The organism is Tunturiibacter lichenicola (assembly GCF_051013355.1).
Classification (GTDB): Bacteria; Acidobacteriota; Terriglobia; order Terriglobales; family Acidobacteriaceae; genus Edaphobacter; species Edaphobacter lichenicola_F.
On the sequence record NZ_CP132945.1, the window covers coordinates 672714 to 688819 of the forward strand.

A 16106-nucleotide genomic window follows, 5' to 3' on the forward strand; every position below is an offset into this window, starting at 1 on the left:
ATAATGTCACTCGATTCTCGTGGGATCCAGCGTCACTCGGAACCTCGCGCATCAGTTCCCGACTCGCATTAGGGCTGCGAAGGACGTTAATCACGCAGCACCTTTGGCGACCGGGACGATGTTCTGATTCACCCGGAAGAAGTTATTTGGATCGTACTTCGTCTTCAGTTCCACAAGCTTGTTGTAGTTGTTTTGGTAGGACGCGCGTATGCGGTCTTGCCCCTCGTTCTCCATCATGAAGTTCACATACGCGCCGCCGGCTCCGTAGGGATGCAGCGCCTCCCAGTAGCTTCGCGCCCATTCAATAATGCGATCCTTATTGGCCGGATCTGGGTCCACGCCGACAATCACCTCGCTCCACATAGCCCCGCGATAACTCCACGGCGTATCTTTGTTGCCTGCCCTGTGAGCCGCCCCGTTGATCGGGTAAAGGTGCATCGTGGAGTGAAGCGTAGGCAACTCCGATCCGTGCTTGATGTGGAGCGCGACGGCTTCGTCCCCCAGCTCATTGACAAAGTCCGCCTTCCAATACCACTGCAACCCCGGCGCATACAGCCCGTCAAACATGCCCTGCAGCATGGGAAACGGCATCGGCACAAAGAACTCGAAGGCTGGATGCCGGAAGTTCCGCAGTGGCCCCAGAATCTCGTTCGCCTGCTCCATCGGTCCGTCGTAGCACCACACAATCCCGCACATCTTCTTAAAGTGCAAATGCTCCGGGAAAGGCGGCCCGGGCGGCACAGTGATAAAGGCAAAGAAGCCGTTGATCTCTTCCGGCGCCTGCGCGATAAATTCTCGATACCACTTCATGATGTCTGCCGCTTGATCCATCTCCCACAACATCGGGCCGGCGCAGACAATGGAAACGGGGTGCGCCTGAAAAAGGAACGAAGTCACCACGCCGAAGTTTCCGCCGCCTCCGCGAATGGCCCAGAACAGATCGCTGTTATCGTCCGCGCTGGCAACAACAAATTTCCCATCAGCCAGCACCACGTCGGCCGCCAGAAGGTTGTCAATCGTCAGACCGTACTGCCGCGTCAGGTGTCCGATGCCGCCGCCCAGGGTCAGCCCTCCCACGCCGGTCGTCGATATGATCCCTGAAGGAACGGCCAGCCCGAAAGCATGCGTGGCGTGGTCGATATCGCCCCATGTGCAGCCTCCGCCCACACGCACGGTTCTTGCCGCTGGGTCCACATGAACGAACTTGATTCGCGATAGATCGATGACCAGTCCGTCGTCGCAGATTCCCAACCCTCCCGCATTGTGGCCTCCGCTTCGAATCGACACCTTCAGATCCTGTTGCTTGCCGAACTGAACCGCTGCCATTACGTCGGCCACATCAGCACAAAAAGCAATCAAGCGTGGCTTCTTGCTGATCATCGCGTTATACACTTTGCGCGCCTCTTCGTAGCCTGGGTCGGTGGGTTCAATCAGTTGGCCACGTAACTGAGTTCTGAATTGATTCACGTCTTCCTGCTGCATGGTTTCCTCCTTGTCCGGGAAGTTCACGGATTCATGTACAACTCTGCAGGGCGAAGCGTTCGGAAAGCGTTCTATGGGAGTTCCATCAGCGTTCGGCAGCTTTTGCCTGGCCGTTTCGCAGCGCCAACAGCCCGCTTAGGCCAGCCTCGGCTCGCTGTTCAAACAGGCGGGCGCCGGCCCGCCGCGCCAAATCGATCGCGTGCCGGTAGCTGGCCTGGGCCTGGGCTCTGTCTCCGCTGTGCAGCAGCAGGTCCCCATGAATCCGGTGCAATTCAGGCGCCGACCACGTTTCGCCGTTCTTGTTGAGGAATGCAAGCCCGGTGGCAATGTTTGCCAGTGCTTCGCCTGCTTGGCCCGCCAAACCGCAAACCTCCGCCAGCAACCCGTGGTAGAAAGGCATGCGAAGCTCGGCTCGCAAGCCCTTCACCGTATCAAGTCCCTTGCGCAGTCTGGCCAATCCCCCCGCCGTGTTGCCTTCCACGCCGGTGGCCCAGCCCGCAAAAATATCGGCCAGCCCCTGGTAATAGACAAACTCATGTTTCCCGCAGACGTCGGATGCTTCTTCGGCTAGAGCCAGCGCGCGTTTCCCGTCACCCCGGTAAACGTGGAGCATAGCGGCATAATCCAGCGCGATCCCGAGCGTGAAGGGATGCGACACTGCGCGAGCCTTCACAATGGATTCAACACTCATCTCCTCAGCCTCCGCCGCCTGGCCAAACAGGCAACGTATGTGGGAAAGATAGGCCCGCCGAAATACGCCCACATCGGGTCCAGCGAACAAGGCTAAAGCTGGATGCATAGGGCCATCGGCAGCCGGCGACGCCTGCTCAATTTGCTGCCACGAGGCCTCAAATTGCCCTAGGTGAAACAGGCTTGTCCCCAGCAGGAACTGACTGGCCATTTGCTGTGCGAACGCGTTCTCAAGCTGGGCGGCATCCACCGAATCCTGTGCCACCCGCCTTGACTCTTCCAGCTCACCGCGCACGATATGGAAGAGCCATGCACCGCTCAACAGTGGGAACAGATGTTTCCGATCGCCGGCCCGTTTCGAAAGCTCCAATCCGCGCGCATACGTATCGCCCACCTCCGGCATGGTGTAGCCATGCGTTGTTACCAACGCCCCTAGTGTAACCAGGAGGTCGAGTTCCTGTTGGTCGCGCTTCGCGCTCTCTGGGAGATCGCGGCAAAGTCGAAGCGCGCGCCGGATCAGGTCTGCGGCTTCGGCGTCTGCAAACCGCCGCTTCGCAACCGAGGCGGCAAATTTGCAGTTGCGGATCGCCTCCTCCGCCATCCCCGCCGAGTCGTAGTGCGCCGCCAGCCACCCGCTTACCCCCTCCGGATCATTCGCATTCAGTTCCTCCAGCGAGCGCGCAATGCGGCGGTGCAGCAACCTCCTGCGAATAGGGCTTAGTTCGGCATAAGCCACGTCGCGCAACAGGTCGTGAGTAAAGTGGTAAGCGTCTCCGCCCTCTCCATCAATAATGCGCCTCTGCCACAACTCTTCCAAGCCGCGGGAGATGCTGTCTTCATCCCAGTCCGTTCCCTTCACTAGCAGTTCAAAGGAGAACGGCCTCCCGATGGCAGCCGCGAGTCCGGCCAATTCATACGCGGCAGGCGAAAGCTGCGCAAGCCGGGACGAGATGACGGCCTGCACCCGCGGCGGCACCGCATCCTTTGAGCCGTTATCTTCAAGTGCCGCACGCACGCTCTCAACCACGAACAAGGCGTTGCCCTTGGTGGTTTGATAGAGTCCACTCACGAATGCCGGGTCGCAACTGCGCGCGGCCACTTGGGCAGCAAGTGCGGCAGTCTCCTCCACGCTGAACGGCCCCAGCGGGATCTCCGACAATTGACCCGACTTGCCCAGCTCACGCATCAGGTTGGCCAGCAAGTGATCGCGCCCTGTCTCTTCTATGCGCACCGTGCCGAGCACCAGGAATCGGTCCGCCGCCCCCGATCGAAACAGCGAATGCAGCCATTCAAATGAATCCTGGTCGCACCACTGCAAGTCGTCGATCAGCAGCAACAAGGGCTTTGGCGCATTGCGGAATGCGGCATTCAATGCCTCATAGAGATGCAGCCGTTGCCAGCTTTCCGTCAGCGGTTGAGGCGGCACCAACTCCGGATTGTCCACCAGCAACTCCGGCAGCACCCGCGCGAGCTCCGCCAGCTGCGGCTTCGGTAACTTCACGCGCGCACGCCGCAGCGGCTCCTCCCGCATCCACTCCGCCACCGGACCATAGGCCAGTTGCCCTTGCGCGAAGTAGCACCGCGCCCGAGCCGCCGCCCAATTCGGATTGCGCGAGCATGTTTCAAACATCTCTTCGGCCAGCCGGGATTTGCCCACACCAGGCTCTCCAATGATGAGTGCCAAATGCGGCTCGTACGGCCCACTCTCGGTCGCACGTCGCCAGCACCTCAGCAGCCGCTCCCACTCCAACTTGCGGCCCACCATGGGTTGCGGCCTCGGTGCCGCGATTCGCGGCAACTCTGCCTGGGCGCTTGATGGACCCTCCGATTTCAGCGCCTGCATGAAAACATCCTGCGTCCCCTTGCTTGGACTTACTCCCAATTCCCGCTGCAGGTTGCGCTTGCATTGGTGATAGACCCGCAACGCGCTTGACCTGTCCTCGTTAAGTACGTGCAGGCGGATCAGGGACTGATAATACGCTTCGCGAAGCGGATCCAAAGCGACCAGCCGCTCCACATGGCGGATCGCACCCACAATGTCCCCCGCTGCCTCAAGCAGCGCCGACAGGCGGCTCAAAACCTCCGCGAACAAATTGCGCAATTGCTCGCGCCTGATTTGCAGCCAATCGTCGTATAAATCGGGCAACAGGTCATCTTGATACAATTGCGCCGCTTTTTCCAGCATTTCGCGCGTGCCGCTGGCATTGGTGTCGCGGACCGTCTCCACGGCGCGAATCGCCGCCTCGAATTCAACCACGTCGATCGTGCAGGAACAATCCGGAAGCCAGCGAACCGTCTGGTTGTCGCTCACCAGCAGCGAGCACTCCACTGGAAGAGCCCGCCGCAGGTTATGCAGCAACTGGCGAAGGTTGGTTCGCGCCTGTGCTTCGCCCGACTCAGGCCACAGCAGAAACGCCAGTTGTTCGCGGGACTGCGTCGCTTCCCCATGAAGCACGAGAAACGCAAGCAGAGATCGCATCCGGTTTGTATTTACCGAAGTGATCAGTTGCTGCCCGAAGGTAAACCGGAATTTGCCCAGCAGCTCAATGCGGATCAGCGTCACATCTGAATTCTATCCATGATTTCTCGAAAGGAGAGGCGACGGTAAGCAAGGAGATCGGCGTGGAAGTCAGACATATGCCAGCTGAATCACCGGCGGGTTCAACGTGAAGGGATGGAAACCGACCCATTGCAACCAATCGGCCACGACCTCGCGAAATTACCCCCTGAGACATCAGGCGGCCGTACTGGTTCTTTGTAGGGTCCATCACCAACGCCGCGAGCGCCGCACGTATGACTTCGTCCGGCACCATTTCGGGAGTGAACAGCCTTTCCAACACCAACCCCTCATGAATCGTGGTCCGACCCAAAAGACGGTTTGCCGAGGTCAGAAGTGTTTGATCTGGAATGGTGCCGCGATCATGCAACTGCTAGATCCGTTTCCTCGATGGTTGCGCGCCCATGCTCACATGACTCTGGATGGCGATAGGTTCCGCGTTCGGTTTCGTGCTTGATCTCCTCAACCGCAAGTGGGTTCGCTTTGGCCCATGCGTCGGAACGAACTCCTGTGACTTGCCAACTTACCTCCATTCCATCGCGGCCGCCGGCGATGATGAAACGGTTCCCGCGTAGCTTCCGCCCGATGTGAACCGGAGCGAATTCACCTATACAGGTGAGTTGATACCGAAAGCTCGTGTTCAGCGCTTCGAACCATTCCGGCAATTCAACTGTAGCCTCGCCGTGTGGGTTCAGGACGGCAACTCCGTCGTAGACGTTCTTCCGGTCGGGCGATTCCACAAACGAGTGGTTCAAATACATTTCGGCGGGCGACAGAGGATGATCGATCTTGAAACCGCCACCGCTCTTCGAGAGGTTGCCCGCGACGTCGACATTTCCGGTGAACTTGCCGGCAAAGGACCCTCCTCCTGCCCTCGACACACCCACGATGCCGGCGGCGTTCGGTCCTGTTCCGCTGGTGCCTCCGCTCACACCAACACCCGTCATGCTCAATCCATCGAGCCCATTCCCAGTTGTAGCGATGCCCTGTACGCCCACATTGGAGCCGACTCCAAGTACGCCCCTGCCGCCGCTCGCCAAAGCATTGACTTCACTGGTCAGGGCACCCGTCACGACTGGGTCAGCGGGATTGGGAACAATGATTGCTCGGCCGAGCACTCCAACATGCCCCGGACCTTCTCCAGCTGCCTGGCCTTTCACGCCTGCGCTGATTCCTGCGCCTTCCAGTCCAATGCCACTGGCTCCGGTAGCTTGAGCACGAACCCCAGTCTGCGGTCCCATCCCCTGAATGCCCACTAAGCCCGAACCGGTCACGTTCACGTTCATACCGATGGGCGCCTGATTGTTCACCGCCAGGTTGCCTTCACAATCGACATTGCCGATGAATCGTGCGGCGGCACCTGATCCAAAACTTTGGCCCTGGACTCCCACGCCCGAGGTGGTTTCGCCACGTACACCAAAGCCGCTGCCCGTCTTGTTGCCGCCGAAGACTCCGGTCGTTCCGGCAGCCGTCGCCATTCCAATGACTCCCAGTTGATCGCTCTCGCCGTACACTCCCGCATGCTGGTTGAATACTGGATCGCTTCCGGCGAGAAATCCAAAGCTGGTATGAAAAATCGTGCTTCCCTGCAACAGGGGCACGATGCCCGATACCGCCACTCCCCCAACGAGTTGTCCAAACGCGTCGACGCGATCACTCCATGACTGTACGGAATCGGGGTCCCCGGCTATTCCGGTAATGCCGGCGCTGTTCTGGGGCAGGTCGGTAGTTGCCGTTCCCACCACCCCAAACGAATTGCGTGCATCAGCTTGTCCTGAAAGAGCAGCCATAGAGGTCTCCTTGCGCAAATTTTGAAGCATTCTATGCTTTGGGAGACTCCTTCCACAAATTCACAACCCAGCGAATTCAAATTGAGCGCGGGCATACTCCAACTTGAAGTTCGAGTAGGAATTCTCTTTGGTGCTGCCTAGCGATTAGGCTTCAAAGCTGTGAAGCGGTGTCGTCAGGATAGAAACTTCGCGTATGCTGCCGAGCCGTTCCCTATGGGCCGACCAGTTGGTCACTCGTATCGCCCAACTGGTTCACGCACACTCCATGCGCAAAGGGTTGTAAATTATCGCGCGTAGCCTGGACCCATCGCACCACTTCCGCCTTCACTGCGGGAGTGATCGAAACGCTTGCCATGTCTATTTCATAACCCGGCTCCCGGAGAGCAAATGCGGTATCGGTCGTACTTACACGGCTAACAGCCCACTCAACGCCACAGTTTGCATGCGGCTGGCGCATCGTCGATCGCCGTTGTAATTGCCGCAATGGCAGATTCACTGAGTTCTCGAAGAAGAAGATTCGTTTGGAAGTGCGCAACCGACGCTGGAAGAATCCTCCGGCCCCCTGAGCTTCCAAGTAGGACATGATCTTGACGCCGTCATCCTGCGCTTGCAAGCGCGTAACGGTCGGAGCAAGTCATTTCCCATTCGCGGGTCGCCGCAATAGCACACATCGACTTTGAGTCTTCGGCCGTGTTCGGATGGCAACAGCTGGGCAAACGCGCGTCCATTTCATCCGGGAACCCAGCAAGGAACTTTACTAAAGCCTGCAGTAGATCTGGAACTCGTCCGAACGGATAGGTGAGGGCTCCCGACAGAACCTGGTCGACCGAATGGAGTTGGTACTCCAGCGCCGTGACCACACCAAGTTGCCGCCTTACCCACGAATGGTCTAAAAGAGATCTGGATCGGACTTCGGGCTGCCTTCGACCTGTCTCCCGTCCGCGGTCACCACTTGCGCCGATAGCAGGTTGTCGCATCCGACTCCGTACTTCTCCATCAAGCGACCTTCTCCCCCGCCCGAGGTTGAAGCTAGCCCGAAGAGCTAGGTAGCAGTGTCGACACCGCCGAAGAGCAGTTTAAAGTGCGGGGTGAACTCCGTTCTTTTGAGTACTATTGATACCGTCGCAGTCCGCCATCACCGCTACAGAGGCATGAGTAGAGTCCGGTGCCTGCTCTCGCCACTTGAGTGGGGAGAACGCTGCAACATCGCCAACAGACTTGACCTTTTCGCCGTGTGATAAGCTCATTTCCCACGGCTGGTTGACGCCCCTCACAGCTATGGTGCATTTCCAGGGCCTCTTAACCTGACAATCCCGAGTTCGTGACCAAAGACAGCATGTACAGAACCTAGTCTTCAATGTGACAAGGAGAATAGATATGCGAAAGATATTCAGCCTGGCGTTGTTTGTTTTGGCAGTCACTACCACTGTGTCCGCAAGGGGCGCAGACAACTCTCTCGGGACTTGGAAGGCTGACGTTGCGAAGTGCAAGTACACGCCGGCGCCATGGCCGGTGAAAAACCTCACGGTCACGCGGGAAGCGGCACCCGGCGGTGTCAACGTGACCAACAAAGGCATGCGTACGGATGGCTCGGCGATCAATGCAAGCTATACCGCCAAGTACGATGGCTCTTCGTCTGAGGTGACAGGCGAAGGGTCGCCCTATGACAGCATTTCGGTCAAGCAGGTAGATGACAGCACCTTCACTTACGAAGCCAAGAACTCAAAAACCAAATATCGCGCCAGCGGGCGCATAGTGATTTCCGGCGGTGGCAAAACCATGACCGCCACAGCGTCCGGCGTTGACGCCAATGGAAACCCCATGACATTGAAGCTGGTTTACGACAAGCAGTAGCCCGCAGATTCGAAGTCACGAGATGATTTCCTAGAAGAGTGGGCGGAAAAGAGCAACTGAGGGATTCGCCGCTTTTGACCCCACCCAGAGACCGGTATAGAGTTTGAAGCAATTCAAAACGCGGAGCGCCCACTATGACATGGCAAGGTGGAAAGAGGGGGCGAGAAGTCGGGCCCATATCGCCCTTCGCACGATTGAAACCGCTGGCTGCAGATCAGGATGACCCTGAGAAGGGTTTAAACAAGCTGGCACAAGCACTCACAGGTTTTGGAAAGCCGATGCTGCTACACGTCCGTCTGGTTACGGGCAACGAAGGAGAACGTGTGGAGCACTGGGAGATAAAAGCCGGTTCCAAGGATGCAAAGGTGCAGCGGAAGGAATCAAAGAAACCCGACGTGATTCTTGTGATGCGCCCGGAGACGTGGACCCAAATCGCACAAGGGCTACTTGCGCCTTACGATGCTCTCTTCGCTGGAAAACTGAGAGTGGGTGGCGATTTTGAGATGGCGAAAAACATCACAAAACATCTGACCGACCCCAGGGCCACGTATGTATCGCCTTGCTGACAAGGAGTCCAGAGATGGCAGAGACGATTGGAACGATCACCAATATCCATGTGCACAGTTATTTGCCCGGCGCGGTTAATGCTTTTGACGTCTGCAAGCTGACTGTGCTTGAAACGACCACGAACCACAGCTGGTTGTTCTACCTGTGGAATGCGCGTGACGACGACACTCCAGTGCATCGCGTGACTCAGAGTCAACGTCTGGCACTGGCCAGGGAGGCGGCGTTTCGGAAGTTGACGGTGCACGTCTTTGCCGAGAGCGACTCCGGCCTGGTGGATGGAATACAGGTGGATCTGCCGTAGTTATGCGGCGATGAGGACGGCAAATCCATGATCACGATCAGAGACGTAGGACCGACGCGCAATACGTTTGGATACTCGACGGGCCACTCTGCGAGTGGCCGGATGACGTGTCTCGACGCGTCTGCAGATGGCAGCCGCTTGTATGCGGGAAGTTTTGCCGGGGTGTGGCGGTCGGACGACGGCGGACAGAACTGGTCTCAGATGACGTGGCCACAGCCGCCGTTCGGGACGGTGCAGGGCGAGATCCCGGGGGCTTTGTTTGCTCCGCATGTATTCGACCTGGCGATATCACCTGCGGACCCGAACGTGGTGCTGGTGTCTGCGCTGGACAGTCAGTTCGCGGATGGGAGAGATGGGATCTACCTGAGCACAGATGGAGGGGTGACGTGGACGCTTGTTCACAAGACTTCCTTCCCTTCCAATGTCGCGTTTGCTCCCGATGACGGGTCGCTCGCTTATGCCGCAATGGGGTTCGATGGGATCGGTTTGAGTTCCACCGGGGGGACTTCGTGGTCAGTAAAGGCCGTGCACGCGTGGCATGTCGCGATTGCGCCGCTGGAGGCGAATGGGACGAGACGTATCTACACGGTTGGAGACAACATCATCTCGTATTCCACTGATGGTGGAACGACGTGGACGCAAGATGCGGGAGTTTCGACAATCAATCTTGTGCGGAATGCCTTGAGTACTTTTCGCAAGTTCTGCGATCCGACTGACGGGGGGCTTGGAGGATTCGGCGGCTCGACGGATATCTCGTTTGCGGCCGGAGCGGGTGGGAGGGTTCTGGCGATTGAACCGGGGAATCCGACCAGAGTGTATATGGCGGCGGAGGGAGCGGCCAATGGTCCGAGCTTTTATGCGAAGGTAGCCGATGGAACGATTTGCAACACGGTCTGCGAACGACTGGCGGGAGAGGCAAGCCTGTGGGTTGGAGACTTCAGCCAGTTCAGCGCAACGAATCCGATGGCGCAGTGGGTTCAGCTTCAGGGACCACCAGTGTATTCCGGGACGACTTCTCCGAGCGGCGTAGCTATCGTTCGGACCAAGGAGACCAGCAGCGGGTTTCTATTGTTCTTTTCGGATTGCAGCCATGTGCATGCGTCGGCGGGAACTCCGACGACGGTGACTTCGTGGCATCGGCTGGACGGCGAAGATGCTTCGGTAGCAAGACAGGCGAATCCCCATCACGGCAACGTTGTGTTCGTGCATCCGGACCCACACGGAATCGCTTTCACGTCTGACTTTGAGATCACCATTACGCCGGCGACGGGGGTGGATTTTCCGTACAACCAGTGCAGCGTTCTCGACCAATACATCGGCGGGACGATATGGATGGCCAATGACGGAGGGGTGCACTGGTGCGCGGACGGGGGAAAGAATGCGAACAGCTGGAATTGGCCGCTGGGTTTAGAGACGCTCGATCCGGTGAATATTGCGGGGTTGTTCGGCATTGGGAATACTCCAGCGCTTTATTTTGGCTGTGGCGACAATGAAGATTTTTTCAGTCGCAATGGCGGGGTGAATTGGGGCGATCCGGGGTCAGGGTGTGGAGATTGCGATACGTGGTTCAGCGACACGGCGACGGCGGATCGAGTGATTCAGTTTTTGCCGAAGCGCCAGCCGGATGATCCGAGCGTGGTGGGATGCATCGGGGTTATTGTGAGCGGGGATTCGTCGCAGTATCCCGATGCGAGCGATACCGGTAGCAAGACGTTTCCTCCATCGACGCAGCTCGTTGCGGTGGGTCCGCCGCCGAAGTTAGTGCCGTATGCGTCTTCAGGGCGGGTGCTGCGGGGCTATCGGCCGGTTGTGAAGACGCTGGCGACGGAGGCGGCGCTGACGGACGGAGACTATGTATTCATCAACCAGGATTTGAATACACGGGTACTGACGCTGATGCGGACGAATTCGATCCGTTCCATTAAGCAGATGAGCGATTGGTTCGACACGACGAAGGCTGCGGCGGTGGGTCCGGCGTTGCCGATGGGCGTGGATCTTGTGCAGACGAGCGGCGGACATTTTGCGACGGTGTTTTATGTCGGAGACGGTACCGGCAAAATCGGAGATGGTACGGGCAGTGTGTGGAAGCTGGATTCCAGTTCCAACACATGGCAGCAGATCGTTCCCAATCTTACTGCCCTGACACCAGTCGGCTCTGCCTTGAGATGGTTTGTGGATCCGTATGATCCGAATGGGATTTATGTGCTCGATTCGAATGGGGTGAAGGTATCGGTGGATGGAGGTTCGAGCTGGGTCGTCGACGCATTGTTGACGAACATACTCACGGCGGGCGGAATGCTGACGATTTCGGCGTCGCTTCTACAGGATATGCAGTTCTCGAGGGGAGAGCGTCAGACGCGGTTCGTCTTCGGAACGGCTGGTGTCTCATGCACCATGGACTTCGGGATCTCATGGTTTCCGGTTCTAAATTCGATTGCGCTGCCGGGCCGGCCGGAATCGGGATTCTTTGATCCGATTTCGGACCTGACGGACCGGGCAGTATATGTTGAGTGCGAGGGGCGCAGTGTGCTGCGCATCGGGGGGCTACCGGAGCTGCCTCCGTTCCAGCCGCCGCCGGTCTTCGATCTGATGGAGTTCGCCGCGCTCGATTATTGATTGCGAACTTACACGAAAAGGTGACTGCCATTTTCAAAAATGCATCGGATATCTAGCTCAATCAATCTCACTTTAGAGCAACCGGCACATTCGCCCACGCCCGAAACTAATCCGAAGAGCAATGCCAAATCTGGATTTGTTCGCCCGGGAGTCACAATTCGGATGCGTGCCTGTCAGACAGCCACCGCCATACATCAACTGACAGGCCCCAACGCTTACGAAGAAATCTGGCTTTCCGATTATGCTCTACCGATTCCGCAGCGACGGCACAATATCGGTCTGAACTTGCTCCAGGATGTCAGACATGCCGAAACCTACGAACGGTTCGTCGCAACACCATCTAGACAGAGTTCGGTGGGTGTATGATTTGCGCGTCCCTTTGTTGGCCTAGGGATGCTACTTGCATCGAATGTCGAGATAAAAGGAGTCATCATGAAAGTATCGCGGCAGACACTAACATCTCATCAATCAGGAACGTCCATGCAGAAACGATTGGCAAGAAGGATTTGGGTGGAAACTGCTTTGGGCCTGATAAGCGCCGCGTTGCTCGCGCTCACCCTTCTAATGCCTCACTGGATTGAGCTCCTGTTCGGGTCAGCGCCTGATGCCGGAGACGGATCTGCAGAGTGGCAGCTTGCCCTATCGTTTGCCGCAATTTCTGTCGTGATGTTTGGACTTGCCGGGAGAACGTGGAGGAACCATATTCGGCTTCTTGGCTCCGCCTAGTTACCAGGTGCCTACACGGTCTGAACGAATGCGGCTGCGAAAGTGCTGCGACGCCTGCCGCAATCGAAGCTGACAGAAGGAGCATCCCGAGCGCTGCTCGCAGGGATACCCATGCTGCGACGACAATGACGAGCTCGAAACGTGTTGAGCCGGATTCGAGCGGCCAAGAGAACGACGCGGATCGAAATGATTGCGGAAGTAGAGGAACTCCCAGAGCCGCTATTGACCATGCCCCGAAATCGAGGAATCCCATTGATACACCAGGGGGTGCATTCTGCGAACTTGTATCTTCGACACGCTGCTATTTCTATCTTTTACCGTCGCGTTATTTGGCCAGGACACCAGCGGGAGTCTGCGTGGAGAGGTGCAAGATGCTTCCAGAGCGAGAATTGTCGCAGCGACAGTCGAGGCACACTTCATCGGAACGGCCCAGGTGCGGCGCGTTAGTTCCGATTCGCGTGGTGAGTTCAGTCTCGCAGACCTTACCCCCGGATCCTGGCATGTAACCGTCGATGCCACCGGCTTTGCGACTGCCGGGGCGGACGTGTCAATAACAGTGAGCACGATCCGCGACGTCGTGGTGACAATGATCCCAGCCGAAGTGAAGCAGACGACAGGTGTCATCGCGGTTGGCTCCTCGATCACCGCGCAGCCGATCGACTTATCCAGCAACGTGCATCAAGCGATCGCGACGAGCCAGGACCTTGAGGGATTGCCGCTTCCCGCGAGGAGCTTCGCCAATATTGCCTATCTTGCTCCGGGCACTGAACCGGTCGAACCATCCGACCCGACGAAAGCGCGTATCACCGCCGTTTCTACTGGTGGCAGCTCGGGGCTGAACAATGAGCTATCCGTTGATGGCGGGGATAACTCCGACGACTTCATCGGCGGGTTTTTGCAAAACTTTTCGCCGGACTCAATCCAGGAGTTTGCCATCCGCACGGCACAGGAGGACGCCGACACCGGTGGAACGACCGCAGGCTCGATCGTGATCACTACAAAAAGCGGCAGCAACAACTGGCATGGCGACGCGGCCTTCTACGAGAGGGCGGCAGCGCTGAATGCCCGGTACCCGATTGAAAATCCGGCGCCGAACCCCAAACAGCCTTTCTCACGGCAGAACTATGTCGGGACGCTTGGCGGCCCGGTACACAAAGACAAGCTCTGGTTTTTTGCGGCATTTGAGAGCGTGCAAGAGAACGCGAGTATTGCTTACAGCCCCCCCAGCGCGACACAGCTCGACGCGCTCGCCATCCTTGCCGCCGAAGGGCTGGTTCCCGGAGTCACTTCTATCGACGTACCGTCGAATGTCCCGATTCCGTTTCGCGACTATTTTGGCTCGGTAAGGTTTGACTTTGCACGGTCGGAAAAATCGCGGTGGTTCCTGCGGTCCTCGACCGATAGCTACACCACTCACAATAACCTGGTACAGCAAGGTACACTTCCCTCGACTGGGCTGCTGACGCATAACAACTACTTCAGCTTGGTGCTTGGCAACCAATATACTTTCGCTCGGAATCTGCTGGGCAAATTCGTATTCAATGTTAGCGGCTTGCACCTTACTCAATCGCGAAACTCGAATCTCGGGTTTGCTCTCGCTTTTCCCTTCAGCTCGACCGCACTTACTATCTCCGGATTTGAGACTTTTGGAGACAATCAGTTCGCGACGCCCATTACGTTCTTCCCTTCAGAGCGCAACCAGGAGAAATATCAATTCCGGTACGACTTAAGCTGGGCGCATGGTCACCACAACGTGAAGTTCGGAGTTGACTTCATTCATGAGCCGGTGCTCGGCGGCGATTTCCCAGCTAATACGGAGACGCTCTATCAACTTCCAGAGAATCCCGTTTACTATCTGAACAATTCTGCGCAATTTTCTTCGGACTTCGTTAATGGGGCATCGACCTCGAATCTTGGCGGAGGGTTTTCGCAGAATGTGCAGCGGTTGGCGTTCTATGCACAAGATTCGTGGCGTGTCTCGCCTAATCTGACTTTTAATTACGGCCTGCGCTATTCGACGACCTTTGGATTGTTCAAAGGGTCGGGGCGAAGCCAGGTCGAAAATCCGGGGTATATCACCCTTGCGGCGTTGGATATTCCACTTATCCTCTCCGCTCCGCATGACGACCGAAAGCAGTTCGCACCGCGGTTGGGCTTCGCCTATTCGCTTGGTGCAAACGGGAAGACGGTCATTCGTGGAGGATTCGGATTGTACTTTAATGACCTGGCGCAGACCGGTTGGGCAACGGCACTGCAGGCCGTGAACGCCGCGCGTGGCCCCTGTATCGACCCGATCCAAAATCCGGACGGGCCCGAAAACGCTGGTTGCGTTCCCGGCAGTGCCGAGGGAGGAACAATCAACATTATCGCGCCGGACTACAAGACGCCGTATGCGATTCACATCTCCGGCGGTGTGCAACATGCTTTTAGCGCAAATTGGTCTCTGAGCGCCGACTATATCCACGAGCAGGGCAACCATGGTTACCGCGCCTATAGTTACACCGGCGGCACAAATCTGTTAACCCCACAGTTGCCGGCCGACGATCCGGATCAGGCGACTTATGTCCCCGACGTCAATGCCTTTCATTCCGACAACCGGTCGAGTTACAACGGACTGCTGGTGCATTTGCAAGGCAACGTCACCCGACGTGTCAATCTGATCGCGAACTACACCTATTCGAAAGCCGAGACCTGGGGCTGTGTCCTTGGGGAGCTCTTCGATTACGTGAACGGCGTCTGCGACCCCCTCAATGCCTTCAGCCCAGGCGACTACGGCCCGTCGGGCGAGGATGTTCGCCAACGCTTAGTCATCGCGGGCGCTTGGCAGGCACCGGCCGGCTTTCAAGTGAGCGGCTTGGCTCAGGCGGAGAGCGCTCGCCCCTTCACCATCACCACCGCCGACAATAGTGCTCGTATTGCGGTCAACGGAGTGCCCACTTCGCTGGATGAATTTCGCGCCACGCCATACGTGCAGACCGATCTACGCGTCAGCCGTCCAATCAAGGTCGGCGACAACTGGACGATTATGCCGTTCGTGGAGTTCTTCAATCTCTTCAATCGCAACAATCCAGGTGCCAATTACGTGACCAACGTTGCCTCGCTGCCGGTTCCTCAGGACCAGGCGCAGGCCGGCAATATCACCGAGGTATGTACAGACTCCGACTGCACGGCAACCCAGCCAGTCCATAGCCTGAAACAGCTAGGTGTCCCCGCCGGAGGGTTGGGAGACTTCTTCGGACCGGGGACGACTGTGGGTATTCCCTTCGCCGCTCAGCTTGGAGTGAGGGTTTCTTTCTGAACCCAGTGCGGAGGCCAGGCATCCGCGGACGTTGCTACAAGGATGACGAAGCCGATTCCGCCCGTAGCATCTATCTGAGGGCTGCACCCGGTTGCTACTCCCCAGCGTGGCCGGTGTTGTGGGCGTCTCGTGAAACGGACTCATGTCGGGAGACTCCACCACGCTTCGGCGTCATCGCGAACCTTGTCACCACGGATGCCCTTCCATGTGATCACCCGGTTTACG

The 16106-nt window shown here is 57.7% G+C and carries 9 protein-coding genes; 5 read left to right on the plus strand and 4 right to left on the minus strand.

Features of this window, described 5'->3' with window-relative positions; translation table 11 throughout:
• Positions 1-90 precede the first annotated feature (90 nt).
• The 4 genes from RBB82_RS25575 to RBB82_RS25590 form a co-directional block, all read right to left on the minus strand.
• Entirely contained in the window at positions 91-1482 is a 1392-nt protein-coding gene (locus tag RBB82_RS25575) for an FAD-binding oxidoreductase (protein WP_433975950.1), read from the minus strand.
• A gap of 85 nt (positions 1483-1567) precedes the next feature.
• The gene (locus tag RBB82_RS25580; protein ID WP_433975951.1) at positions 1568-4735 is read right to left on the minus strand and encodes an ATP-binding protein; all 3168 of its coding nucleotides are present in this window, start codon (positions 4733-4735) and stop codon (positions 1568-1570) included.
• Between the two features lie 356 nt (positions 4736-5091).
• A complete protein-coding gene (locus tag RBB82_RS25585; RefSeq protein WP_433975952.1) occupies positions 5092-6519 on the minus strand; it encodes a hypothetical protein in 1428 nt (475 codons plus the stop codon).
• Between the two features lie 211 nt (positions 6520-6730).
• Entirely contained in the window at positions 6731-7102 is a 372-nt protein-coding gene (locus RBB82_RS25590; protein ID WP_433975953.1) for a hypothetical protein, read from the minus strand.
• Positions 7103-7896: 794 nt separating this feature from the next.
• On the opposite strand from RBB82_RS25590, the gene RBB82_RS25595 reads away from it, so the two are divergent.
• From RBB82_RS25595 to RBB82_RS25615, 5 genes are all read left to right on the plus strand, one after another.
• Positions 7897-8373: a hypothetical protein gene (locus RBB82_RS25595; protein ID WP_433975954.1), complete on the plus strand. Its 477-nt coding sequence runs from the start codon at positions 7897-7899 to the stop codon at positions 8371-8373.
• A 134-nt stretch (positions 8374-8507) separates the two neighbouring features.
• Positions 8508-8939: an SCP2 sterol-binding domain-containing protein gene (locus RBB82_RS25600; RefSeq protein WP_433975955.1), complete on the plus strand. Its 432-nt coding sequence runs from the start codon at positions 8508-8510 to the stop codon at positions 8937-8939.
• 14 nt (positions 8940-8953) lie between these two features.
• Complete coding sequence (locus tag RBB82_RS25605; protein WP_433975956.1) at positions 8954-9241, plus strand: hypothetical protein; 288 nt, start codon at positions 8954-8956, stop codon at positions 9239-9241.
• A gap of 27 nt (positions 9242-9268) precedes the next feature.
• Positions 9269-11857, plus strand: a complete 2589-nt coding sequence (locus RBB82_RS25610) for a WD40/YVTN/BNR-like repeat-containing protein (RefSeq protein ID WP_433975957.1) — start codon at positions 9269-9271, stop codon at positions 11855-11857.
• A gap of 1024 nt (positions 11858-12881) precedes the next feature.
• Complete coding sequence (locus tag RBB82_RS25615) at positions 12882-15881, plus strand: carboxypeptidase regulatory-like domain-containing protein (protein ID WP_433976020.1); 3000 nt, start codon at positions 12882-12884, stop codon at positions 15879-15881.
• Positions 15882-16106 lie beyond the last annotated feature (225 nt).

Bases quoted from the DNA above. Each gene is read 5' to 3' on its own strand.
- RBB82_RS25575 (WP_433975950.1), bottom strand. From the start codon at position 1,482: ATGCAGCAGGAAGACGTGAATCAATTCAGAACTCAGTTACGTGGCCAA.
- RBB82_RS25585 (WP_433975952.1), bottom strand. From the start codon at position 6,519: ATGGCTGCTCTTTCAGGACAAGCTGATGCACGCAATTCGTTTGGGGTG.
- RBB82_RS25590 (WP_433975953.1), bottom strand. From the start codon at position 7,102: ATGTCCTACTTGGAAGCTCAGGGGGCCGGAGGATTCTTCCAGCGTCGG.
- RBB82_RS25595 (WP_433975954.1), top strand. From the start codon at position 7,897: ATGCGAAAGATATTCAGCCTGGCGTTGTTTGTTTTGGCAGTCACTACC.
- RBB82_RS25600 (WP_433975955.1), top strand. From the start codon at position 8,508: ATGACATGGCAAGGTGGAAAGAGGGGGCGAGAAGTCGGGCCCATATCG.
- RBB82_RS25605 (WP_433975956.1), top strand. From the start codon at position 8,954: ATGGCAGAGACGATTGGAACGATCACCAATATCCATGTGCACAGTTAT.
- RBB82_RS25610 (WP_433975957.1), top strand. From the start codon at position 9,269: ATGATCACGATCAGAGACGTAGGACCGACGCGCAATACGTTTGGATAC.